This window comes from Micromonospora sp. WMMD708 (genome assembly GCF_049315245.1).
In the GTDB taxonomy this organism is placed as follows: Bacteria; Actinomycetota; Actinomycetes; order Mycobacteriales; family Micromonosporaceae; genus Micromonospora; species Micromonospora wenchangensis.
In genome coordinates, this window is the sequence record NZ_CP186060.1 from 2,670,920 (window position 1) to 2,695,630 (window position 24,711).

The 24,711-nt window shown below is 72.9% G+C and carries 17 protein-coding genes; 7 read left to right on the forward strand and 10 right to left on the reverse strand.

Annotated features, from left to right (window positions below):
• The first annotated feature begins 366 nt into the window (after positions 1-366).
• The 6 genes from ACN260_RS11685 to ACN260_RS11710 all read left to right on the forward strand — a co-directional run bounded on the left by ACN260_RS11685 (position 367) and on the right by ACN260_RS11710 (position 10,495).
• Positions 367-5,703, forward strand: coding sequence for a type I polyketide synthase (locus tag ACN260_RS11685; RefSeq protein WP_422755985.1), 5,337 nt, complete (start codon positions 367-369; stop codon positions 5,701-5,703).
• A gap of 225 nt (positions 5,704-5,928) precedes the next feature.
• Complete coding sequence (locus ACN260_RS11690) at positions 5,929-6,411, forward strand: SgcJ/EcaC family oxidoreductase (RefSeq protein WP_302744145.1); 483 nt, start codon at positions 5,929-5,931, stop codon at positions 6,409-6,411.
• Positions 6,412-6,442: 31 nt separating this feature from the next.
• A complete protein-coding gene (locus tag ACN260_RS11695; RefSeq protein ID WP_422755986.1) occupies positions 6,443-6,898 on the forward strand; it encodes an SgcJ/EcaC family oxidoreductase in 456 nt (151 codons plus the stop codon).
• Between the two features lie 101 nt (positions 6,899-6,999).
• Positions 7,000-7,482 carry an SgcJ/EcaC family oxidoreductase gene (locus ACN260_RS11700; protein WP_422755987.1) on the forward strand — a complete coding sequence of 161 codons (483 nt, stop codon included), beginning with the start codon at positions 7,000-7,002 and terminating at the stop codon, positions 7,480-7,482.
• Between the two features lie 171 nt (positions 7,483-7,653).
• Positions 7,654-9,231, forward strand: coding sequence for a GMC family oxidoreductase (locus ACN260_RS11705; RefSeq protein WP_422755988.1), 1,578 nt, complete (start codon positions 7,654-7,656; stop codon positions 9,229-9,231).
• Between the two features lie 76 nt (positions 9,232-9,307).
• A complete protein-coding gene (locus ACN260_RS11710; protein WP_422755989.1) occupies positions 9,308-10,495 on the forward strand; it encodes an acyl-CoA dehydrogenase family protein in 1,188 nt (395 codons plus the stop codon).
• 91 nt (positions 10,496-10,586) lie between these two features.
• Here ACN260_RS11710 and ACN260_RS11715 read toward each other — a convergent pair whose 3' ends face one another.
• Complete coding sequence (locus ACN260_RS11715; protein ID WP_302744140.1) at positions 10,587-10,958, reverse strand: YciI family protein; 372 nt, start codon at positions 10,956-10,958, stop codon at positions 10,587-10,589.
• Between the two features lie 114 nt (positions 10,959-11,072).
• Here ACN260_RS11715 and ACN260_RS11720 point away from each other — a divergent pair, with 114 nt between their 5' ends.
• Positions 11,073-12,653, forward strand: a complete 1,581-nt coding sequence (locus ACN260_RS11720; RefSeq protein WP_422755990.1) for a DHA2 family efflux MFS transporter permease subunit — start codon at positions 11,073-11,075, stop codon at positions 12,651-12,653.
• Between the two features lie 292 nt (positions 12,654-12,945).
• Here ACN260_RS11720 and ACN260_RS11725 read toward each other — a convergent pair whose 3' ends face one another.
• The 9 genes from ACN260_RS11725 to ACN260_RS11765 form a co-directional block, all read right to left on the reverse strand.
• Positions 12,946-14,187: an acyltransferase family protein gene (locus ACN260_RS11725; protein WP_422755991.1), complete on the reverse strand. Its 1,242-nt coding sequence runs from the start codon at positions 14,185-14,187 to the stop codon at positions 12,946-12,948.
• A 343-nt stretch (positions 14,188-14,530) separates the two neighbouring features.
• Positions 14,531-15,748, reverse strand: a complete 1,218-nt coding sequence (locus ACN260_RS11730; RefSeq protein WP_422755992.1) for an RNA polymerase sigma factor — start codon at positions 15,746-15,748, stop codon at positions 14,531-14,533.
• Entirely contained in the window at positions 15,745-16,116 is a 372-nt protein-coding gene (locus ACN260_RS11735; protein ID WP_422755993.1) for a YciI family protein, read from the reverse strand. The genes ACN260_RS11730 and ACN260_RS11735 overlap by 4 nt, the downstream gene beginning before the upstream one ends.
• Positions 16,117-16,333: 217 nt before the next feature.
• The gene (rfbH, locus tag ACN260_RS11740) at positions 16,334-17,638 is read right to left on the reverse strand and encodes a lipopolysaccharide biosynthesis protein RfbH (RefSeq protein ID WP_422755994.1); all 1,305 of its coding nucleotides are present in this window, start codon (positions 17,636-17,638) and stop codon (positions 16,334-16,336) included.
• 108 nt (positions 17,639-17,746) lie between these two features.
• On the reverse strand, positions 17,747-18,925 hold the full coding sequence (locus ACN260_RS11745) for a nucleotide disphospho-sugar-binding domain-containing protein (protein ID WP_422755995.1): 1,179 nt from the start codon (positions 18,923-18,925) through the stop codon (positions 17,747-17,749).
• A 149-nt stretch (positions 18,926-19,074) separates the two neighbouring features.
• Positions 19,075-20,646 carry an ABC transporter substrate-binding protein gene (locus tag ACN260_RS11750; protein WP_422755996.1) on the reverse strand — a complete coding sequence of 524 codons (1,572 nt, stop codon included), beginning with the start codon at positions 20,644-20,646 and terminating at the stop codon, positions 19,075-19,077.
• Positions 20,647-20,710: 64 nt separating this feature from the next.
• Positions 20,711-21,742, reverse strand: a complete 1,032-nt coding sequence (locus tag ACN260_RS11755; protein WP_422755997.1) for an oligopeptide/dipeptide ABC transporter ATP-binding protein — start codon at positions 21,740-21,742, stop codon at positions 20,711-20,713.
• Positions 21,739-23,667, reverse strand: coding sequence for a dipeptide/oligopeptide/nickel ABC transporter permease/ATP-binding protein (locus ACN260_RS11760; protein ID WP_422755998.1), 1,929 nt, complete (start codon positions 23,665-23,667; stop codon positions 21,739-21,741). Before ACN260_RS11760 ends, ACN260_RS11755 begins: the two co-directional genes overlap by 4 nt.
• A complete protein-coding gene (locus tag ACN260_RS11765; RefSeq protein WP_422755999.1) occupies positions 23,664-24,605 on the reverse strand; it encodes an ABC transporter permease in 942 nt (313 codons plus the stop codon). The genes ACN260_RS11760 and ACN260_RS11765 overlap by 4 nt, the downstream gene beginning before the upstream one ends.
• Positions 24,606-24,711 lie beyond the last annotated feature (106 nt).

Sequence of the window (24,711 nt, forward strand, 5' to 3'; positions counted from 1 at the left end):
CGGCGCACCGGCGTCGGAGCCCGGGCGGCGCGACGCGAAATCGTGTGTCGAACTCGCGGGGAAACCGTACGGAGGCGTACCGCCGACTTCCTTCTCCCGCATTGCGCTATTGCCCGGCCCGGCATTAGCGGAGGTCACCGCCGGTCCGGCCGGCCGTCCACCGCCGCCGACGATCGCACTCAGGAAGGTGCCCCCCCGATCGGCCAAGGAACAGGATGTTTCGCAGTTGGGGTCAGCGTCCGGACCTGACCGTCACCGCGACATTTCCGAAGGACAGCGACCACCGCATCCGGCTGTGTTCCGGATGCGGTCGGCGATGTGGAGAGGAGCCTGGACGTGAGCCAGGATGGGGAATTTTCTGACGCCGTGGCCATTGTCGGTATGAGCTGCCGGTTCGCCCCTGACCTTGACTCGTTGGAGAAGTTCTGGGCATTTCTCATCGGTGGTCGACATGCCGTGAGCGCCATGCCCGACAAGCGGTGGGAACCGTACGCCTCGACCAGCCCCCAGGCCACCGCGATCCTGCGGAAGACGACCCGGCTGGGCTCATTCCTCGACGACATCGAGGGATTCGACGCGGACTTCTTCGGCATCTCTCCCCGGGAGGCGGACTTCCTCGACCCGCAACAGCGGATCGTGTTGGAGTTGGCCTGGGAGGCGCTCGGCAACGCGGGCGTGCCGCCGTTGTCGCTGCGCGGTTCGGACGCCGGTGTCTTCGTGGCGGCCAATTCCAACGACTACGGCCGTCGCCTGTTGGAGGACATCCCGCGCACCGGCGCCTGGGCGGTCAACGGCACCACCTACTACGGCATCGCCAACCGCATCTCGTACTTCCTGGACCTGCGCGGGCCGAGCATGGCGGTGGACACCGCCTGCGCCGGTTCGCTCACCGCGCTGCACCTGGCCTGCCAGAGCCTGCGCGACGGGGAGATCCCGCTGGCCGTCGTCGGTGGGGTCAACATCATGGCCAGCCCGACGCTGTTCGTCGCCCTGGACGCGGCCGGGGCGACCGCCCCGGACGGGCGCAGCAAGGCGTTCGCCGCCGACGCCGACGGCTACGGCCGGGGTGAGGGCGCCGGCGTGGTCGTGCTCAAGCGGCTGGCCGACGCCCGCCGCGACGGCGACGAGGTGCTCGCGCTGATCCCCGGCAGCGGGGTGTTCCAGGACGGCCGTTCCGACGGCATGATGGCGCCCAACGGCTCGGCCCAGGAGCACATGCTCCGGGTCGCCTACGAGCGGGCCGGCATCGACCCGCAGACGGTGCACTACGTCGAGGCGCACGGCACCGGCACCCCGGTCGGCGACCGGGAGGAGGCCAAGGCACTGGCCGCCGTCTTCGGCGCCGGCCGGACCCCCGACCGGCCCTGCCTGGTCGGCTCGGTGAAGCCCAACATCGGGCACGTCGAGGCCGGTTCGGGCATCGCCGGTGTGATCAAGGCGGTGCTGGCGCTGCGGCACGCGGAGATCCCGCCGAGCCTGCACCGCGAGCCGAACCCGGACTTCGACTGGGCCGGCTCCGGGCTGCGCCTGATCGGTGAGCGGTCGCCCTGGCCGGCGGGTGACGGTCCGCGTCGGGCCGGCGTGTCCAGCTACGGCGTCGGCGGTTCCATCTCGCACGTCATCCTCCAGGAGGCGCCGCCCGTCCCGACCGCCACGGCCGGGGCCACGGCCGCCGACGCGGCGGCCGGCACGGTGTCGGCCGAGAGCACCACCGGTACCCGGCCGTCGGTGTACCCGCTGTCGGCGATGTCCGAGGCCGGGGTGGCGGCGCTGGCCGCGCGTACGGCCGACTGGCTGACGGAACACCCGGGGGCGTCCCTGCCGTCGGTGGGGCACACCCTGGCGCACCGCCGTTCGCACCTGCCGCAGCGGGCCGCCGTGCTGGCCGCCTCGACCGAGGAACTCGTCGAGCGGCTGCGGGAGGTGGCCGACGGCCGTACCACCCCGCAGGTCGCCCGGGGCCGGACGGTGGCCGACCCGGCCCCGGTGGTCTGGGTGTTCTCCGGGCACGGCGCGCAGTGGACGGGCATGGGCCGGCAGCTGCTGCGCGACGAGCCGGTCTTCGCCGCCGCCGTCGACGCGCTGGCCGAGGTGTTCCGCGAGGAACTCGGCTGGACCCCGCGCGAGGCGCTCACCGCCGGTGGTCCGTGGAACGGTGTCGAGGTGCAGGCGTTGACCTTCGCCACCCAGGTCGCCCTGGCGCAGACCTGGCGGGCCAGAGGGCTCACCCCGGCCGCGGTGATCGGGCACTCGGTGGGGGAGATCGCCGCCGCCGCCGTCGCCGGCAGCCTGGACGTGCTGGCCGCCGCCCGGTTCGCCTGCCGGCGGGCGCGCGCCCTGGAGCGTCTCCAGGGCCAGGGCGGGATGGCCATGGTCGGGCTCGGCTTCGACGAGGCCCGGCAGCGGCTCGCCGGCCAGGTCGGCGTGGTCGCCGCCATCTCGGCCAGCCCGACGTCCACGGTGCTCTCCGGCGACCGGGAGGCCGTCGAGCAGATCGTGACCCGGTGGCGCGAGGAGGGGGTGGCGGTGTGGCGGGTCGACAGCGACATCGCCTTCCACAGCCCGCACGTCGACGCGGCGGTGGCCGAGGTCGCCGCGGCAGCCGGCGCGCTGCGTCCCGAGACGCCCCGCACCCCCCTCTACAGCACCGCGCTGACCGACCCCCGGTCGACCGCGACGCGCGACGGGGCGTACTGGGTGGCGAACCTGCGTGAGCCGGTGCGGTTCACCGCCGCGGTGACCGCGGCGGTCGCCGACGGGTACCGGGTCTTCCTGGAGGTCTCCTCCCACCCGGTGGTCACCCACTCCATCGGGGAGACCCTCGCCCACCTCGGCGTCGACGACGCCACCGTCGTGCCCAGCCTGCGACGCGACACCGACGAGGTCCGCGCCCTGCTGGGCGGCACGGCCCGGCTCTACTGCGCGGGCGCGGCGGTGGACTGGGGACGGCTGCACCCGACCGGGGCGCTGCTGCCGATGCCCTCGGTGGCCTGGCAGCACCGGCCGTACTGGATCTTCCCGGAGGCCCGGGCCGAGTCCGGTCCCGGCGGTGGGCACGACCCGGAGCGGCACAGCCTGCTCGGCGGCCGGATGACGGTCTCCGGCGCGCCACCCCGGCAGGTGTGGCAGACCTACCTGGACATGTCCTCGCGGCCCTACCCGCTCGACCACGAGGTGGTCGACGTCGAGATCACCCCGGCCGCCGTACTGATCAACAGCTTCGCCCTGGCCGCCGGGGAGGACGGCCGGCTGCCCGCGCTGGCCGACATCGTGCTGCGGACGCCGCTGGCCGTCGCACCGCCCCGGGTGGTGCAGATCGTGCTGTCGGAGAACACCGCCCGGCTGGCCACCCGGGTCGCCCCGCAGGACGGCGCCCCCGTCGTCGACGACGAGGAGTACGAGTGGATCACCCACTCGACGGCGACCATCGACTGGAGCACCGAACTGGTCGACGGCCGGGTGGACGCCGACGAGGTGCGGGCCCGGTGCCCGCAGGAGTGGTCCTGGCAGCGGGTCGACGAGATGTTCCGCCGGATGGGCGTCGGCGGCTACGCGTTCCCCTGGGACGTGGTGGAGCTGCGCCGCAACGACGAGGAGCAGCTCGCCGACATCGTCATCGTGCCGCCCCCGGCGCAGACCGCCACCAGCTGGGCGCACGTCATCGACGGTGCGCTGACCATCAGCGCGGTCCTGGTCACCCCGGAGTACGCCCGGCACCAGTGGATGTCCTCGCACATCGAGTCGGTGGTCTTCAAGGGGGAACCGCCGGCGCACATCACCGTCCACTCGGTGCGGTCGCCGCGGTCGCCGCAGGACACCGTCGACGTGCAGGTTGCCAACGAGCACGGCGAGGTCGTCTGCCAGGTACGCGGCCTGCGCTTCTCCGCCATCTCGGACACCGACAGCGCGGTGGCCGCGCCCCGCGAGCTGGTGCACGAGGTCCTCTGGCGGCCGCTGGACCTCGACGTCGACGGCACCGCCACCGTACTGTCCCGGGTGGTCGTCGTCGGTGACGACGCGGCCGCCGGTGACCTGGCCGGGGCGCTGGCCGGCACCGGACTGCGGACGGTCCGGGTGGACGGCCCGGACGAGCTGGCCACGGTCGGTCTCACCCCGCGCGACGCGGTCCTGGTCGCGCCGGGCATCGGGGACGCCGACGAGTCGCCCGAGCAGGCCGCCGAGCGGTGCGGCTGGACGTTGATCCGCAGCGCCCAGGCGCTGATCGAGGTGCAGGCGGCCGGGGGCGACCCGGCGGCACCGCAGCCCCGGCTGTGGTGCCTGACCCGGGGCGTCCGGCAGGCGGTGGGGGAGCGGTCGCTGGCCCACGCCCCGCTGTGGGGGATCGCCCGGATCTTCGCCGGGGAACACCCGGACCTGTGGGGCGGGGTCGTCGACCTCGCCGACGACGCCGACGTGCCCGCCGCCACCGTCGCGACGGTGCTGCGCCGGCTCACCGGCGACGAGGACGTCGTCTCCGTCGACGGTGCCGGGGCGGTGGCGGTGCAACGGCTCGGTCAGGTCGAGCGGCCCGCCGACGGCACCGCGTTGCAGTGCCGGCCGACCGACACGTACCTGATCACCGGTGGTCTCGGCGCGCTCGGGCTGATGGTGGCCCGCTGGCTGGCCGACCGGGGGGCCCGGCGGATCCTGCTGGCCGGCCGCCGGGGCCTGCCGCCGCGCGCCGAGTGGGACGGCGACCACGACGTGCGGACCCGCCGGCAGATCGACGGGGTGCTCGAACTGGAGGCGCTCGGGGTGACCGTCCGTACCCTGGCGTTGGACATCACCGACCCGGTGGAGGTCGCGGCGGCGCTCGACCCGGCCTCGCACGGCATGCCGGCGGTACGCGGCATCGTGCACGCCGCCGGGGTGGTCCGCGACGCGATGGTGGACAAGGTGGACCGTGAGGGGCTGCACGACGTCCTCGGGCCCAAGGTGAACGGGGCGATGGTGCTGCACCGCCTCTTCCCCCCGGGCACGCTGGACTTCTTCGTGATGTTCTCATCCTGCGGGCAGTTCACCCGGCTGACCGGTCAGACCACCTACGCGGCGGCCAACTCGTTCCTGGACACCCTCGCGACGCACCGGCACGCCGACGGCCACACCGAGACGACCAGCCTCGGCTGGACGTCCTGGCGCGGGGTGGGGATGTCCGAGTCGATCTCGTCGACCATGTTGGAGGCCAACTCGCGGGGCCTGGACGCGATCTCGGTGACCGAGGCGTTCCGGGCCTGGGCCTTCGCCGACCGGTTCCACAGCCCGTACCACGCGATCCTGCGGGTGCTGGCGCCGACCACCAACGCCCCCCGGCTACCGATGCTGCGGGAGCTGACCGCGACCCGTTCGACCACCGAGGCCGGCACCGGCCAGACGTTCAGCGTCGACTGGGCCGACACCCCGGAGCAGGAACTGCGGGAACTGGTCACCGCCGACGTGCGGGAGCAGGCCGCCGCCGAGCTGAGCCTGGCCGCCGAGGACCTGGAGCTGCGCCGGCCACTGGTCGAGCTGGGGGTGGACTCGGTGATGACGGTGGCGCTGCGGGTACGCCTGCAGGGCCGGTACGGGCTGGAGCTGCCGCCGAACATCCTGTGGAACAAGCCGACCATCGCCGCCCTGGCCGACCACATCGTCGACAGTCTGCGCCCCGCGGAGCCGGCCGACGACGACCCGGCTGACGACCCGGCCGCGCTGCGGGTGGGCTGACCACCTGCAGCGGTCCCGCCGTGCCCCGGCCGGTGCACCACCGGCCGGGGTACGGCATTTCGCTGTCCGGACGCCGGAAAACCGATTCTCGGAAACGGTCGTCGACATCGCAATCGGGGAGATGTCAGCGCTGTCGCACCGCCGGAGGATAGGGGGGACGGACGGACCCTTCGGGGGTGAATGTGTCCGCCGTCCGAAGTAGTCCCAGGAGAGGAAGCGACCACGATGTCCACTGGTACCCAGGTGGCTCCGGCCATTGACGGAGAAAAGGCGCTCGACGCGTATTACGGGTCGTTCACCAGCGCTCAGGAAAAGGAGGTCCTCACCGTTCCGCTGCGGCTGGTGGAGGCCTGGTCCCGCAACGACGCCGCCGGGGTGGCGAATTCGTTCACCGAGGACGGCGTGATGATCCTGCCCGGTGACGTGTTCAAGAAGGGCCGCGACGAGATCCGCGCGTTCATGGCCGCCGCGTACGCCGGGCCGTTCAAGGGCACCGGCGTCACCGGCCGCCCGGTCGACGTGCGGATCATCGCCGACGACGCGGCCCTGATCCGTACCCACGGTGGCATCCTCGCCGCCGGCCAGACGGAGATCGCGGAGGAGCTGGCCGTGCGCTCCACCTGGGTCGTCGTCAAGCGGGACGGCCAGTGGCAGCTCGCCGGCTACCAGAACAGCCCGCGCGGCGCCGGCGCGACGCTGCGCTGGTGACCGGGCGTCCACGCGGACAGGAGGAGACAGCATGAGCACCGAGGGCGCGTCGCTCGTGGCCGGCGCCAAGCAGTGGGCCTCGTACTACGGCGACTTCCCCAACGGGGTGGAAGGGGCGGTGCTGACCGCGCCGCTGCGCTGCCGGGCGGCGTGGGACGCCAACGACGCCGAGGGGTTCGCCTCCCTCTTCATCGACAACGGCAGCATGCTCGTCGGCGACAACCAGCTGATGAGCCGCGACGAGATCCGGACGTACCTCGGCGAGCTGTTCGCCGGCCCGTACAAGGGCTCCCGGCTGACCCTGGAGTTCAGTGAGATCCAGGTCGTCTCGGAGTCGATGGCGCTGGCGGTCAGCGTCGGCGGGGTCATCTACGCCGACGCCGACGCCCTCGCCCCGGGCGACAACGTCCGCATCATGTGGGTCGTCGTCAAGCGGGACGGCGACTGGCGGATCGCCTCCTACCAGAGCAGCCCGATCACCGGCTGAACCCGGCCCCGGCCAGCGCCGGGGCAGGCAGCGGGCCGGCCAGGGCCGGGACGACGAACGGGTCGCCCCGGCCCTGGACGACGAGAGGAGAAGAGGGACCGATGACCACGACCATGGCGCCCTGGGGGGACGCGTCGGCGCTGCTGGCCGCCGCCGGTGTCCCCGAGGACCCGTCCTACTACCGGGGGTACACCGACGCGAACGAGCGGGCGGTGTTGACGGTGGCCATGCGCATCCAGGCGGCCTGGGCGGCCAACGACGCCGACATGTTCGCCGACGTGTTCACCGACAACGGCAGCCTGCTGATGCGCGACGAGCAGCTCACCAGCCGGGAGGAGATCCGGGCGTACATGTCCCGGGGCTTCGCCGGGCCGCTGCGGGGCGCCCGGGTGAAGGGTTGGCCGGTCGAGGTCACCTTCCTCACCGACGACGTCGCCCTGGTGGTGACCGAGGGCGGCATCATCATGGCCGGCCAGGACGACATCGCGCCGGAGAACTTCATCCGGGCCACCTGGGTGATGCTGCGCCAACCCGACGGCCAGCTCCGGCTGGTCTCGCACCAGAGCAGCCCGATCAGGGGCTGACGTCGGCGCGGTCGACGACGACCGCCCGACCGCCGGGGTCGTGGTGACGACGGGATGCCGATCACGGTCACCACGGCCTCGGGGCACGTCCGGCGGGGACTACCCGGCCCCCGCCGGTGGCGCGGTGACCCGCGACCGACAACCGGAAACCTGACCTTGGAGGGTGCAGTGGTGTACGACTACGTCATCGTCGGCGCGGGATCAGCGGGGTGTGTCCTGGCCGCCCGGCTCACCGAGGACCCCGACGTCACGGTGTGCCTGATCGAGGCGGGTCCCCGGGACACCGCCGACAACATCCACGTCCCGGTGGCCTTCGGCACCCTGTTCCGCACCCACCTTGACTGGGACTACGACACCCACGAGGAGCCGGCGCTGGGCCGGCGGCGGGTCTACCTGCCCCGGGGCCGGGTGCTGGGCGGCACCAGCTCGATCAACACGATGGTCTACATCCGGGGGGCGCGCGGCGACTTCGACGGCTGGGGGCAGCCCGGCTGGGACTTCGACGACCTGCTGCCGTACTTCAAGCGTTCCGAGGACAACGAGCGCGGCGCGTCGACGTACCACGGGGTCGGCGGGCCGCTGGCGGTCTCCGAGGGGCGGGCCAACAACCCGATGTCGTCGGCGTTCGTCGAGGCGGCCACCGAGGCCGGGTACGGGGTCAACGACGACTTCAACGGCGCCGCCCAGGAGGGCTTCGGGTTCTTCCAGCTCACCCAGCGCGACGGCCGCCGGGAGAGCACCGCGACCGCGTTCCTGCACCCGGCCCTCGACCGGCCCAACCTGACCGTGGAGACCAACGTCCACGTGCACCGGGTGCTGATCGAGAACGGCCGGGCGGTCGGCGTGACCGGCACCCGGCTGGACGACACGCTGACCGTCACCGCGTCGCGGGAGGTCATCCTCGCCGCCGGGGCGTACAACTCGCCGCAACTGCTGATGCTCTCCGGGGTCGGCCCGGCCCCGCTGCTCGGCGCGCTCGGCCTGCCGGTGCTGCTGGACCAGCCGCAGGTGGGGCAGAACCTCCAGGACCACGCGCTGATCCCGCTGGTCTACACCCACTCGCAGCCGATCAGCCTGCTCGCCGCCAACCAGCCCGAGCACCTGGAGCGTTTCCTGACCGAGGGGCGCGGCCCGATGACGGCCAACGGGCCGGAGGCCGGCGGCTTCGTGCGGACCCGCGACGACCTGACCGCCCCGGACGCCGAGTTCCTGGCCGCGCCGGTGATGTTCGCCGACAGCGGGCTGGGCACCCCCACCCACCACTCGATCTCGTACGGCCCGTCGATGATCGCCCCGCGCAGCCGGGGGTACGTGCTGCTCGCCTCGGCCGACCCGACGGCCAAGCCGAAGATCGTGCACAACTATTTCCAGGACGAGCGCGACCTCGACGACGCGGTGGCGGCCACCCGGATCGGCATCCGGATCGCGCAGCAGAAGGCGCTCGCCCCGTACACCGAGGGGCAGTTCGCCCCGCCGGCCTCGGAGTCCGACGAGGACCTGCGGCACTACGTCCGGCAGTACGCGCACTCGATCTTCCACCCGGCGGGCACCTGCGCGATGGGTGCCGTGGTCGACGAGGAGTTGCGCGTCAACGGGCTGGAGGGGCTGCGGGTGGTCGACGCCAGCGTCATGCCGACCCTGGTCCGGGGCAACCCGAACGCCGCCGTCATCGCCATCGCGGAGAAGGCGGCGGACCTGATCGCCGGGGTCGCGCCGCTGCCCCGGCAGGCCGAGGCGGTCGCCCGGTGACCGCCCGCCCGACGGCCGTCCCGGTGAACGGCGTCCCGTCCGTCGACCGCAACGCTGACCGCACAGGAGGAGTGAGATGACCAGCGCGACCGAGGCCCCCCCGAGGGAAGAACTGGTACGCCGCGCCAGTGAGCTGGTGCCGCTGCTGCGCAGGCACGCGGCCTGGCAGGAGGAGAACCGGCGGCTGCACGACGAGACGGTCGAGGCGCTGGCCGACGCCGGCCTGTTCCGGATGCGGGTGCCGCGCCGCTACGGCGGGTACGAGTCGGACACCCGCACCCTGCACGAGGTGATGGTGGAGCTGGGCCGGGGCGACGGCTCGGTGGCCTGGACGGCGTCGGTGTGGGCGATCCCCGGCTGGATGGTCGGGATGTTCCCCGACGAGGTGCAGGACGAGGTCTACTCCACCCCGGACGTGCGGATCTGCGGGACGTTGAGCCCGTCGGCCAGCGGCACCCCGAAGCCCGGCGGCGGGATGGTGCTCAACGGCAGCTGGAGCTTCATCAGCGGCGCCCTGCACAGCCACTGGCAGGAGGTGATCGCGATGGCCCCGGCCCCGGACGGGGTGAACCAGTGGCCGGTGATGGCCCTGGTGCCGCTGTCCGACCTGGAGATCGTCGACGACTGGTACACCGCCGGCCTGCAGGGTTCGGGCAGCATCACCACGGTGGCCCGGGACGTCTTCGTGCCGCAGGAGCGGATCGTGCCGATGCCCGCGGTGTTGCAGGGGCAGAGCGCCTCGGAGCTCAACCGGGACCTGCCGATGTACCGCAACCCGCTGCTCGGGGTGGCGAACGCCTCCTCGGCGGGCACGGTGATCGGGCTGGCCCGCGCGGCCCGGGAGTTCTTCCTGGAGCGGCTCGACCGGAAGATCACCTATACCGACTACGCGACGCAGCGGGAGGCCCCGGTCACCCACCTCCAGCTCGCCGAGGCGACCATGAAGATCGACGAGGCCGAGTTCCACGCCCAGCGGATCACCGGCCTGGTCGACGCCAAGGGCGTCAGCGGTGAGCCGTGGACGCTGGAGGAGCGGGCCCGCACCCGGGCCGACATCGGGGCGATCTGCCAGCTCGGCCGGGCCGCCGTGGACCTGCTCGGGATGGCCAGCGGCGGCTCGTCGATCCTGCGTCAGGCCCCGATGCAGCGGGTGGTCCGGGACATGTACGCGGTCAACCTGCACGCGCTGATGGTCCCGTCGACGAACCTCGAACTCTACGGTCGGGTGCTGTGCGGGCTGGAGCCCAACTCGCCGTACATCTGAGTGCCGCCCGCCGGGCGCGGCGGACGGTGGGACGAAGAAACGGACCCGCGGCACCGACCGGTGCCGCGGGTCCGCCCGCATGTGCGGGTCGTCACATGTCGGGGCCACCGGCGCCGAGCACCGGACGGACCTCGACCAGGCCGAAGTTGGCCTCGGGGATCCGGGCGGCGTGCCCGACCGCCTGCTCGATGGTGTCGCACTCGATCAGGTAGATCCCGGCGACGTACTCCTTGACCTCGGGGAACGGGCCGTCGGTGGTGGTGACCTTGCCGTCGCTGACCAGGACCTTCTTGGCCTGCCCCTGGTCGGCGAGCGCCTCGGAGACGATCAGCTCGCCCGACTCGGCCAGATCCTCCACCAGCGACATGTGCGCCTTGAAGCCCGTCTCCCGCTCGCTGTCGGACATGTTCTGCCAGGCGTCGCGGGTCTGCTGGTTGTGGCTGATCATGATCAGGTACTTCATGGGTGCCTCCTGAAGGCTCGAACTATTTGCTTACCCGTATGTCGAAACCAACGAGCCAGCTTCGACATCCAGGCAGAAGCACATGCGACGTGCGTCGATGTCGAGGAGGGCACCATGAGCACCGGTACCACACCGAGTTCGGACGAGGCGCTGGACGCGTCCGCGGACCGGCCGGACCCCCGTCGGTGGAAGGCGCTGGCGCTGCTCGGCTTCGTCCAGTTCATGTTCGTCATCGACATGACCGTGGTCAGCGTCGCGCTGCCGCGCATCCAGGACGAGCTCGACATGTCCCGCACCGGGCTGGCCTGGGTCGTCAACGGCTACGTCCTGATGGCCGGCGGCCTGCTGCTGTTCGGCGGCCGGCTCGCCGACCTGTTCGGCCGGCGGCGGATCTTCGTCACCGGCGTGGTCATCTTCGCCATCGCCTCGGTCATCTCCGGGGCCGCGATGAACCCCGAGATGCTCATCTACAGCCGGTTCCTCCAGGGCGTCGGCGAGGCGCTGGCCGCCCCGGCCGCGCTGGGCATCGTCTTCCTGCTCTTCTCGGCCCCGGCCGACCGGGTCAAGGCGGTCGGCATCTGGGGTGGCCTGTCCGGCCTGGCCGGCACCCTCGGCCCGGTCGTCGGCGGGCTCATCGTCGCCGACGCGAGCTGGCGCTGGATCTTCTACGTCAACGTGCCGGTCGCGGTGATCGCGCTGGCCCTGGTGGGCCGGCTGGTCGGCGAGACGCGGATGGAGCGCACCGGGCAGAAGTTCAACTTCGCCGGCGTGCTGACCGCCACCGCAGGTCTGGTGGCCATCGTCTACGGCCTGCTCCAGGCCGCCGAGCGGTCCTGGCTGTCGTCGCAGGTGCTGCTGCCGCTGCTCGGCGGGCTGGTGCTGATCGGGCTGATGCTGCTGATCGAGTCGCGGGCCGCCGCGCCGCTGATCCCGCTGCGCTTCTTCACCAACCGCACCCGCGCGGTGGGCTACCTGGTCGGCCTGACCCTCTCCTGCGCCTTCTTCGGCTTCACCTTCCTGACCACCCTCTTCGAGCAGCAGGTGCTCGGCTACTCGCCGCTCAAGGGTGGTCTCTCCTTCATCCCGGTCGGCCTGGGCATCGCCTTCGGCGTCGGGCTGTCCACCGGCATGATCCCGAAGTTCGGCGTCAAGCCGGTGATCATCGTGGGTCTGCTCGGCGTGACCGCCGGTCTGCTGCTGCTCAGCGGGATCTCCGTGGACACCCACTACGCCAGCGGCATCCTGCCCGGCATGCTGGTGCTGGGCCTGTTCTTCGGCCTGGCGATGCCCGGCACCGCCAACACCGCGCTCTACAAGGTGGGCACCCAGGACACCGGGCTCGCCTCCGCCATGCAGAACGTGATGCAGCAGGTCGGTGGCGCGCTCGGCCTGTCGGTGCTGGTGGCGTTGGCCCTGCGGCTCGGCGGGGACCGGCTCGCCGAGGGGGTGAACGCGAGGGTCGCCGCCACCGAGGGCTACGTGCTGTCGTACCGGGTGTCGGCGGTGCTGCTCGTGGTCGTCGCCGTCATCGTGCTCCTGCTGCTGGACAAGATCGGTCTCCAGGGCGACTGGGCGGAGCCGGCCGCCCAGGCCCCGGCCGCCGCCCCGTCGGCCACCGCGGACACCCCGTCGGGTGACCCGAGCACCGCCGGCACCTCCACCGACGACCGGTCCAGCGCCCCGCACAAACGCTGACCGGTCGACGTCCGGGCCGTTGCCGCAGCCCGGACGTCGTTCCTGTCCCGACCGGACCACCCCCCCGGGTCCGTGCGGGACGGGCCGGCCGGCCCTCCCACCGGGCCGGCCGGCATCCCGGGGCCGGCCGCACCCGGCTCCGCCGCGCCACCCGGACCGTCCCCCCGGTCCGGGCCGGAGAAGCCTGCCGTCCCCCCGGCAGGCGTCAGCCCCGCCGGATCCCCCTTCCGGCGGGGCTGACTCGGCCCGCGCGACCACCACGTCGTGCGGCCCGGCGAGCGTGCGGCGCAGGTCAGTGGGCGGCGGCCTGCGGCACGGCCGCGTCGGTGGCCGGCTTCTCGTCCCGGCGGCGTCGCCGGCCGTTGAGCAGGGCGCCGATGAACGTGTACCGGACCAGGTAGCGGTAGCTGAGCAGGGTGACCGGGTAGGTGACCAACAGGATGGCCGGGAACTTGACGAACCACGGCAGCGCCACCTGCGACACCGCCGCCTGCAACGCCATCACCAGCGGGAGGTGGACGACATAGACCCAGTACGACGCGTCGGCCACGTACCGGATCGACGGGTTCGGTCGGGACAGGTGCCGCATCGCCGCCCCGATCAGGCCCATCGTCCAGGCCCAGACGGCGAGCGTGTAGACCACCGCGTAGGCGACCTTGTGCCAGCCCAACGCCTCGGGCTCGGTGTCCGGGGTGAGCCCGACCATCGCCAGCGCGATCCCGGTCAGCACGACCGCCGCCACCAGGTTGCGGGGGTACCGCCGTTCCCACACCCGGATCACGTCCACCTGGCGGTTGAGCAGCCAGCCGAAGCCGAACGCGCAGCCGTAGGCGACCAGACCCACCGGGTTGGGGATCAGCCCGTTCTCGGCCGGCGGCACGCCGTACCAGAGCAGCCAGTCCTGCTTGAGCAGGAAGGCGATGCACAGCGGGGCGCCGACGACCAGCGGGGTGAGGTCCCGGGCGACGACGGTACGCACGACCGGGTCGACGAGCCGGCTGCGCCGGCTGCCGTCGGGGTCGATCAGGTTGACCACCGCGCGGACGGCCAGCGCCAGCACGTAGAGCACCAGCAGCCAGTAGAGGAACCACAGGTGGGTCAGCGGGAACGTGCTCGGGGTCATCGGGGTGGCCCCCGGGACCTCCTCACCGGCCAGGTTCGCCGCGATGATGATCGCCACCACGGTGGAGAACATCACCACCGGCCAGAAGATCGCCAGCGGGGCGAGGATGCGGACCGCCCGGTTGCGGACGAAGCCGCCGGTGCCGCGCCGGTGCAGCAGCAACCGGGCGAAGAAGCCGGCGATCAGGAAGAACAGCGTCATCCGGAACACGTGGATGACGAAGTAGGTGCCGTTCATCACCGGGCTCGTCGACACGTCCCCCACCACCCAGGTGCGGGGCTCCAGGAAGGACAGCGTCGTGTGCAGCACGACGCCGAGGAGCAGTGCTCCGGCGCGTACCGCATCGAGGGCGTGCAGTCGTTCGGTGGCGCTCGTGGCGGCGCCGGGGACAGGGGTCGAGGGGATGGCCATGCTCTGCTCTCCACTACCCGCGGACTCGGGTCCGTCCCGATTCCGCGCGTTCGTCGGGCGTCGGGAATGGGCGGCGCCGGTCGTTTCGGACATCGTGGTGCGCGGTCCGGTCCGACCGGCCGGACGGCACTGAGGGAGTTGCCGTCGACCGCTACCTGGAGGCTATAAAACATAGACAATCATGGTCATCCGCACTTGCGGCAAAATTGTTTCATCTTTCGGTTGCCGGCATCGGCCTTTCGGCCTTCCCGGCTTATTCGTCGTTGTCGTGTGTCGATTCCCGTCATCGTGCGACGATTTCGGCGTGCCGGGACGGCGGTGCGAACCGCCATTCGTCCGCGGGTCAGGACCGCTGGGTGGCGCGCAGCCGCAGGAAACGTTGCTCCGGGACGCTGAGTGTGGCGCGGGCGGCCAGCAGGTAGTACCGCCGGGCCTCGTCCCGGTCGCCGAGCAGGTCGAGCAGGTGCGCCCGGACCACGTGCACCCGGTGGTTGCCGGCGAGCACCGGGTCGGCCTCGGCGGCGGTCAACTCGGCGAGCGCGGCCTGCGGCCCGTCCACCATGGCGACCGCCACGATCCGGTTCAGCGCGACCATCGGGCCGGGCGCGATGCGGCGCAGCAGGTTGTAGAGGCCGAGGATCTGCGGCCAGTCGGTGTCCTCGGCCCGGGTCGCCTCGTCGTGGACCGCGGCGATCGCCGCCTGCACCTGGTACGGGCCGACCGGCGCGCTGGCCAGGGTGCGGGTGATCAGCGCGACCCCCTCGGCGATGGCCCGACCGTCCCACCGCGACCGGTCCTGCTCGGCCAGCGGGATCAGCGCCCCGTCGGGTGCCGTGCGGGCCGGCCGGCGGGCGTCGGTGAGCAGCATCAGCGCCAGCAGCCCGGTGACCTCCGGGTCGTCGGGCAGGTGCTCGTGCAGTTGCCGGGTCAGCCGGATCGCCTCGGCGGTCAGCTCGATCCGGTTGAGCGACGGCCCCGAGCTGGCCGTGTAACCCTCGTTGAAGATCAGGTAGAGGACCTCCATCACGGCGGCCACCCGGGCCGGACGTTCCTCGGGGGCGGGCATCCGGAACTCGATGCCACTGGCCCGGATGCGCTGCTTGGCCCGGCTGATCCGCTGCGCGACGGTGGACTCCGGCACCAGGAAGGCCCGGGCGATCTCGGCGGTGCTCAGCCCGCCGACCGCCCGCAGGGTGAGCGCCACCTGGGAGGCCCGGGTCAGCGACGGGTGGCAGCAGAGCATCAGCAGGGTCAGCGTGTCGTCGACCGCGGAGACCGGTCCGGGTTCCGGGCCGGTCAGCGCCGCCACCGCCCGTTCCCGGCGACGGCGGGCGGCGTCGTTGCGCCACAGTTCCGTCCAGCGGCGGGACGCCACCGTGGTCAGCCAGCCCCGGGGGTTGGCCGGCAGCCCCTCCTCGGGCCACTGCACGGCCGCCGCGAGCAGCGCCTCCTGGACGGCGTCCTCGCAGGTGTCGAAGCCGCCGTGCAGCCGTACCAGGGTGGAGAGCACCTGCGGCGCGTGTTCGCGCAGCAGATCCTCGACCTCCGTGGTAACGGTCACGCGTCCGCCCGGGGGGCGTCGAGGACCGGGCGCACCTCGACCAGGCCGAGTTGCGCCTCGGGAACGCGGGCCGCGTGCGCCACCGCCTGCTCGATGCTGTCGCACTCCACCAGGTAGAAGCCGGCGAGGTACTCCTTCACCTCGGGGAAGGGGCCGTCGGTGGCGGTCGTCCGGCCGCGCTCGACCCGGACCCGACGGGCGGTGGACGGGTCGGCCAACGCCTCGGAGACGATGAGTTCACCGGTCGCGGCCAGCTCGTCGACGAGGGCGGCGTGTGCCTTGACACCCAACTGCCGTTCGGCGTCCGACATGCCCTGCCACGCGTCACGAGCCTGTTCGTTGTGGCTGATCAGGATCAGATACTTCACCGCACCTCCAAGGTCGGAGATGATTGTCCCACCAGTAGGTCGAAACCGGCATCGCCGCTTCGATACGATACAGAACCGCAGCTCGGTGCGGGCGGGACGGCGCGGCGACCGGGTGTCGCGTCGTTTTTCCGGTGGGCTGGTGGCATCGGGTCGGGCGGGTCGGCGGGGCTGACGAAATGGAATTCGCCTTCTCGTCGTCGGGTGTTTTCTTCGTCCCTCACCCCCGGTCGGCGACGAACTCCAAGATCGACGTTCCGACATAGTCGATCATCTCATCGGTGAGCGCCGGATAGACGCCGACCCACAGCGTCTGCTCGGTGACGATGTCGCTGTTGGTGAGATCGCCGACCACCCGGTAGCGCTGGTTGAGGTACGCCGGGTGCCGGGTCAGGTTGCCGGCGAACAGTTGCCGGGTGCCGATCCGCCGGTCCTCCAGGAACGCCACCAGCTCCGAACGGCTGAACGGCGCGCCCGGGTCGACGGTGATGGCGAACCCGAACCAGCTCGGCTCGCTGTTTTCGGTGGCCTCGGGCAGCAGCAGGTGCGGGACGCCGTCGAGCCGCTCACGCAGCCGACGCCAGTTGCGCCGGCGCAGCGCGGTGAACTCGTCCAGCTTGGCCAACTGGGTCAGCCCCAGCGCCGCCTGCAGGTCGGTGGCCTTCAGGTTGTAGCCGACGTGCGAGTAGATGTACTTGTGGTCGTAACCCTGGGGGAGCGTGCCGAGCTGGTACTTGAACCGCTTCAGGCAGGTGTTCGACTCGCCCGGCGGGCACCAGCAGTCCCGACCCCAGTCGCGCAGCGACTCGACGATCCGGGCCAGCGCCAGGTTCGAGGTGAGCACGCAACCGCCCTCGCCCATGGTCAGGTGGTGGGCGGGGTAGAAGCTGACCGTGGACAGGTCGCCGAACGTCCCGGTCAGCTCACCGTCGTAGGTGGAGCCCACCGCGTCGCAGTTGTCCTCCACGAAGAACAGGTCGTGTGCGTCGGCCAACTCGGCCATCTCCCGCGCCGGGTACGGGTTGCCCAGCGTGTGGGCCAGGACGATGGCCCGCGTCTTCGGGCCGATCGCCGCGGCGACCCGCTCCACCGAGGTGTTGTAGGTGCCCAGGTCGATGTCGACGAAGACCGGCACCAGCCCGTTCTGCAGGATCGGGTTGACCGTGGTGGGGAACCCGGCCGCCACCGTGACCACCTCGTCGCCGGGGCGTAGCTGCCGGTCCTCCAGCAGGTCCGAGGTGAGCGCGCTGACCGCCAGCAGGTTCGCCGACGAGCCGGAGTTGGTCAGGTGGGCCTTGCGGCGGTGCAGCTTACGGGCGAACTCCGACTCGAACCTGCGGGCCAGCGGGCCGGCCGCGATCCGCATGTCCAGCGCGGCCTCCACCAGCGCCACCCGGTCCTCGGCGTCGAGCAGCGCCCCGGAGGGCCAGATCTCGGTCACCCCCGGGATGAAGGGCTGGTCGGGCTGCAGGTCCTGGTGGAACTTGCGGACCTCGTCGAGCAGCAGCGCTCTACGGTCACTCATGCCCCGATTCCTCCTCATGATCGCGACAGGTGTGCGTACCGGTGGCGGGACCGGACCGGGTGTGGCCCGGGCCCGCGACCACCGGGGACCCGTGCTGGCTGGCGGCACTCACCGCAGCCACCGGGCGGACGACCCGCCGACCGGGGTGGCGTCGGCGGTGTCCCGCCGGACCAGCCGTTCCAACGCCCCGACGGTCTCGGCGGGGGACGGCTGCGCCGCGACCTCCTGCGCCACCGTCGCGGCCGCCACCGCGAACCGGGACTGGCCCAGGAGCAGGCCGGCCGCCTCGGCCACCCCGCGCGGGGTGGCCGCGTCCAGCCGCAGGGCGAGGCCGACACCGGCGGCGGCGATCGCCTCCGCGTTCTCCAACGCGTCGTCGAACTTGGGCAGCACGAGCTGCGGGCAGCCCGCGGCCAACGCGGTCAGCGCTGACCCCTGCCCGCCGTGGTGGATCAGCAGCCGGCAGGTCGCCACCAGCTCCGACAGCGGGATCCGGCCGGCGTGGCGGACCGCCGACGGCAGCGGCGGCAGTTCCCGGGCGGCCTCGTCGTCGATGGCGAGGACCAGCTCGGCGTCGAGCGTCGCCAGCTCCTCGACCAGCCCGGCGAGCAGGCCACCCATGCCGCCGCCGGTCAGGTGCGGCAGGACGGTCCCCATGGTCAGCCCGATCCGGGGCCGCGGCGACGGGTCGAGCAGCCACTCCGGCACCCGGGCGGCACCGTTGTACGGCACCGGCCGCAGCCCGAGGTGCGCCCGCGCGTGCGGCAGCCGCAGGCTCGGCGGCCACGGATCGAGCACCAGGTCGGCCCGGGGCAGCCGGGTCAGGCCGAGCCGGTGCAGGTCGCCCCGGAGCACCGTCTCGGCGGCGGCCCGGTACTCGACGAGCTCCGCGACCCCCCAGTGCAGTTCGACGTACGGGACGCCCTCGGCGCGGGCGGCCACCGGGCCGGCGTACTCGGAGCGCTCGGCGAGCACCAGGTCGGGCCTCCAGGACCGGACGGTGGCCAGGGTGCCGGCGAGGTTCCGCGACGCCATTGTCGCGAAGACCTCGCCGTGTCCGTAGGGGTCGTCCTCGATGCCGTGCGGCGCGTCCGGCCGCATCAGGTCACGGATGTCCATCCCCGGCCCGCTGGAGACCGCCGGCAGGCCCGCCTGGGTGACCGTCGGCACGAAGTGCGCGGTGCAGGCGACCAGCACCTCGTGCCCCGCCGCCCGCAACGCCCAGGCGAGCGGCACGAGCGGGAAGAGATGACCGTGCATCGGTGCGCTGGTGATCAGCACGCGCATCTGCGGCTCCGACGGCTATGGGCGCCGCCGGACTGCGCGGCGACGGATACCGGTACTGACTGTTACCAATAGCGCTACTGCCTATTACCAATAGATCGTGGCAGAGGCGGGGGAGGTAGACACCTCCGTGCGTGCCGTCCGGCCGCCGCTCAGCCGGCCGGCCGGACCGTCACCACGCTCGGCAGGCCGTTGTCGGCCGCCGCCTCCAACGGGGCGACCCGTGAGCCGGTCACCGCGATGCCGTCCATCCGGACCACCGGCGCGAACCAGGCCAGGTCGGTCAGCCGGGCCACCGCCTGCTGGAACAGTCCCGCCTGGGTGGCCGGGTCCGGCTCGGCGATCGCCCGGTCCAACGTCTGCCGCAGCTGCGCGTCGTCGGTGGCGTACGGGTTGAACGGGTTGGCCACCGGCCGCATGAAGTCCAGTGAGGACAGGTACGTCGGCAGGTTGCCGTAGCCGAACGCGGTCACCGGGAACTTGCGGGACATCACGTGCTCCAGCCACTGCGGCACCTGGGTGTCGGTGGTCAGCTCCACGGTCACCCCGATCTTCTTCCACTGCCCGGCCACCACCTGCGCGACGGCGGCGATGCCCGGGGTGTGCGCCTCGGCCCTGACGGTGAAGCCGTTCGGGTAACCCGCCTCGGTGAGCAGCGCCTTGGCCCGGTCCGGGTCGTACGGGTAGCGGTCGTCCAGGGCCGCCTGGTAGCCGTCGAAGCCGGGGGCGGCGATCTGGCTGGTCGGGTGGGCGAACTCGCCGAAGATCGTCTTGGCGATCGTGGCCCGGTCGATGGCGTAATTCAACGCCTGACGCACCCGCACGTCACGCAGCGGCGCGGCGACCGTGCCGTCGCGGTCGGCGAGCACCATGCCGAGCACCGCCACGCTCGCCGTGATGTGCTTGAGCCCGGCGGCGGCGACCGCCGGGCCGGCGTCGGCGTTGAGCGCGGCGTAGTCGATCTGGCCCGCCTGGATGGCCTGCACGGTGGCGTTCGCGTCCGGCAGCACCCGGACCACGACCTTCTTCCAGTGCTGCCCCTCCTTGTTCCAGTACCGGGGGTTGGGCAGGTAGGTGTAGTGGTCGCCGGCCACGGTGCCGGCCGGGTCGAGCTGGTAGGGGCCGGCGCCGAAGGTGCGCTGGGCGAGCTGGCCGGGGTCGGTCAGCCCGGCGGGGGAGACCACCGAACCGGAGAGGATCGCCTGGCTGAACAGCTGCCGCATCACCGGGTTCGGGCTGCTGTTGGTGACCACCACCGTGGCCGCGTCGGGTGCGGTGATGCTGGCGATGGTGGCCGCCCAGGTCTTCGCCTTCGGGCTGACCGTCCGCATGTACTCCAGCGACCTGACCACCGCCGGGGCGTCCAGCGGGGTGCCGTCGGCGAAGGTCAGCCCCGGCCGCAGCTTGAGCTGGAAGACCTTGTTCTGCCTGTCGACGTAGCCGAACGACTCGGCCAGCTCGCCGGTGAACGTCCGGTCGGCGTTCATCCGGATCAGCGGGGCGTACGCCAGCGCCACCGTCGGAATGTTGTTCAGGTCGATGTTGGCCTTGTACGGGTCGAGCGTCGGCGGGGCCGCCACCGCCATGGTCAGGACGGCGTCGTCGGTGCCGCCCCCCTCCTCGGCGGTACCGGAACAGGCGGTCAGCGAGCCGACCGTGAGCAGCGCGGCGGCGACCAGGAGCCGTACCTGGTGGACGCTCCGGCGCGGACGATGCGCGAACATGGCCATCCTTTCCCGGCGGACGCCGGTGTCGAGGGGTTGCGGGTGCGGACGGTGCGGAAGGCGGTCAGGGCGGCGGGGAGGCACCCGCCGGGGTCGCCGGTGCGGTGCGCGCCGCCGACTCCAGGTCGGCGTGCCGCAGGCAGGCGCTCAGCGCGCCGGTCGCCGTCGGCACCAGCGGCGGGCGCTGCCGGGTGCAGGCGTCGATCCGGTACGGGCAGCGGGCCGCGAACCGGCAGCCGCCGTCCCCGCCCGCCCCGGAGCCGGACGTCGGGTGCTCCGGCTGCTGCCGGCCGAGGGCGGCGAGTGCGGCACGGGCCGGGCCGGGGTCCGGCACCGGCGCGGCGGCCAGCAGGGCCTGGGTGTACGGGTGCGCGGGCCGCCGGTACACCGACTCGGCGGGACCGGCCTCGACCACCCGCCCCCGGTAGAGCACCACGATCCGGTGCGACAGGTGCCGCACCACCGCCAGGTCGTGGGCGATGAACAGGTGCCCGAACCCGAGGTCGGCCTGGAGGTCGGCGAGCAGGTTGATGATCTGCGCCCGGACGGACAGGTCCAACGCGGACACCGGCTCGTCGGTGACCAGCAGGCGGGGGGTGCCGACCAGCGCCCGCGCCAGGGCGATGCGCTGCCGCTGCCCGCCGGAGAACTGGCCGGGGTAGCGGCCTGCCGCCTCCGCCGGCAGGCCCACCCGGCCCAACGCCTCGACGACCAGCGCCCGACGCCGGGCCGCGTCCAGACCCCGCCGGTTGAGCAGCGGCTCGACCAGGCAGTCGCCGATGCGGCGGGCCGGGTTGAGCGAGCTGTACGGGTCCTGGAACACCAGTTGCACGTCGCCGCTGAGCGCCCGCCGTCGCCGCCGGCCGGCGTGCGTGACGTCCACCCCGTCGACGCCGATCCGGCCGCCGGTCACCGGGGTCAGGCCCAGGATCGCGCGGGCGATCGTCGACTTGCCCGAGCCGGACTCGCCGACCAGGCCGACCGTCTCACCGGCGGCCACCGTCAGGCTCACCCCGTCCACCACCCGGGTCGCCGACCGGCGGCGTCCCAGGTCGACCACCAGGTCGTCCACCGCCAGCAACGGCTGCCCGGTCATGCCGCCACCCGGCTCTCGTCCGGCCGTACGCAGCGCACGGCGTGCGTCGGGCCGAGCGGATCCAGCGGCACCGGGGCCCGTCGGCAGGGCTCGACGGCCAGCGGGCAGCGCGGCGCGAACCGGCACCCCGTCGGCCAGTGGCCGGGCGCCGGCACCGTGCCGGCGATGGTGGGCAGCCGGCCCGACCCGGACACCCGGTGCGGGTCGGCCGCCAGCAGCCCCCGGGTGTACGGGTGCCGGGGCCGGGCGAACAGTTCGGTCACCGGGCAGGACTCGACGACCTGACCGGCGTACATCACCACCGCCCGGTCGCAGAGCGCCGCCACCACCCCCAGGTCGTGGGTGACCAGCAGCACGGCGAGCCGTCGTTCCCGACCGGTCCGGGCCAGCAGGGCCAGGATCTCGGCCTGCCGGGTGACGTCCAGCGCGGTGGTCGGCTCGTCGGCGATCAGCAGTTCCGGGTCACCGGCCAGGGCGAAGGCGATCGCCACCCGCTGGGCCATCCCACCGGACAACTGGTGCGGATACCGACGCGCGGTGCTATCCGGATCGGGCAGGCCGACGTCGCGCAGCAGCGCCACCACCCGTTCGCGGGCCGCCCGTCGGCCCGCGCCGGTGTGCCGCCGGACCGCCTCGGCGAGTTGGGCCCCGACGCGCAGGGTCGGGTCCAGGCTGACCATCGGGTCCTGGGCGACGTACCCGATCCGCCGGCCCCGCACGGTGCGCCACTGCCGGTCGGTGGCCCGTACCAGGTCGAGGCCGGCGAAGTGGCAGCTGCCGGTGACCCGGCCGTCGCCCGGCGGCAGCCCGAGGATGCTCAGCGCGGTGACCGTCTTGCCGCAGCCCGACTCGCCGACCAGCCCGACGATCTCCCCGGGGGCGATGTCGAGGTCGACGTCGCCGACCACTGTGGTGCCGTCCGGGGCGGCCCCGCCGGGACGGCCCGGCAGCCGGACGGTCAACCCGCGCACCGACAGCAGGGCGTCGGGGGCGGGTGACGCCGGGACGGCCGTAGGCGCGGCCGGCGTGACGCCCACCCGGTGCCGGCCGGTCCGACCGGGGCGCCGCCGTCGGCGGGCCAGCTTCGTCGTCGACCAGGCGGCGGTCGTGCGGTCGCGGGCGGCGTCGCCGAGCAGCACGAGGGAGAGTACGGTCAGCGCGACCGCCAGCCCCGGCGGGACCAGGGCCCACGGGTGCCGGACGATGACCGTCCGCGCCTCGTCGATCATGCCGCCCCAGCTCGGCTCCGGCGGCGGCGGCCCGAACCCGAGGAACGCCAGGCTCGCCTGCATCACCAGGGCGACCGCCGCGACCAGGGACGCCTGCACGATGACCAGGCCGCGCAGTCGGGGCAGCACGTGCCGGCGCAGGATCTGCGGTGCGGAGAGCCCGGCCAGCCGGGCCGCCGCGATGAACAGCTCCTCCCGGGTGGACCGGGTGGCGGCCCGGACCACCCGGATCAGCCCGGAGGAGAGCAGCAGCCCGAAGGTCAGCATGGCGATCGTGACGTCACCCGGGAAGACGGCCACCACCACCAGCAGGATCACGATGGCCGGCAACGAGAACAGCAGGTCGGCCAGCCGGCCGACCAGCGCGTCGACCAGCCCGCCGAGGTAGCCGGCAAGCAGGCCGAGGCCCACCCCGACCACGGTGGCCGTCAGCACCGCCACCAGCACCCCCCACAGGGTGCCCGCCGCGCCGTACGCGAGCCGGCTGAGCAGGTCCTGACCGAGCCGGTCGGTGCCCAGCGGATGCGCGGCCGACGGTCCGGTCAGAGCGGCCGGCAGGTCCTGGTCGACCGGGTCCCGACCGGTGACCAGCTCGGGGTGCAGGGCGCAGGCTAGCACCAGCAGCAGCCACAGCACGGCGAGCAGCACCAGCGGCCGACGCAGCAACCGCACCGCCACCGCCGCCGGCCGGCTCACCGGGCCCCCACCCGGGGGTCCAGCCACGCCTGGGCCAGATCGGCGAGCAGCCCGATCACCACGACGATCAGGGTGTAGCAGACCACCGCCCCCTGGAGCACCGGAATGTCGTGCTGCGCGGCGGCGAGCGCGGCCCCGGAGCCCAGGCCGGGCAGTCCGAAGATGTTCTCGATCAGCACGGTCGCGCCGAGCAGGCTGGCGGAGATCACCCCGAGCAGCGCGACCACCGGCACCGCCGCGGTGCGCAACGCGTGCCGGTAGACGATCGACCGGGTGGAGAGTCCATTGGCCTGCATCACCCGGACGAAGTCGCGGCTCAGCGCGTCCAGCATGGAGTCGCGGGTCTGTTTGGCCACCGCGGTGACCGCCGCCAGCGACGTCGCGGCCACCGGCAACGCCAGCGACCGCAGCCACTGCACCGGGGACTCCCCGAACGGGACGTAGCCGGTGGCCGGGAAGAGCCGCCACCGCACCGCCAACCAGGTGATCAGCACCAGGGCGAGCCAGAATCCGGGTACGGCGAGACCCACCACCGAGGCCACGTCGACCAGCCGCCCGAGCGGTCCACCGCGGACGGCGCTGAGCACGCCGAGGGCGGTGCCGACCACGCCGACGGTCAACGTGGCCAGCAGGATGAGCGACAGCGTCGGAGCCAACCGGCTGGCGATCAGCGGGCCCACCGCCGTGCCGGTGCTCACCGACCGGCCCAGGTCGCCGTGCACGGCGTCGGCCAGCCAGCCGAGGTACTGCACGGTCAGCGGACGGTCCAGCCCCATCTGCCGGTGCAGAGCCTCGACCTGCTCGGGCGGGGCCAACGGGCCGAGCACCGTGCGGGCCGGGTCACCGGGCACCAACGAGATCAGCAGGAAGCACAGGACCGACACGACGAACAGCAGCGGCCCGGTCCAGGCCAGCCGGCGCAGGACTAGCCGGACCATGGGCACCGGTGGCCGTCCGCACCGACGCCCCGACGGGCACCGGTCCCCCCTGTGGTCGTACGGCCGGCCGGGGCGCCGGCATCGTCGGGTCTGATGGCGTCACGCT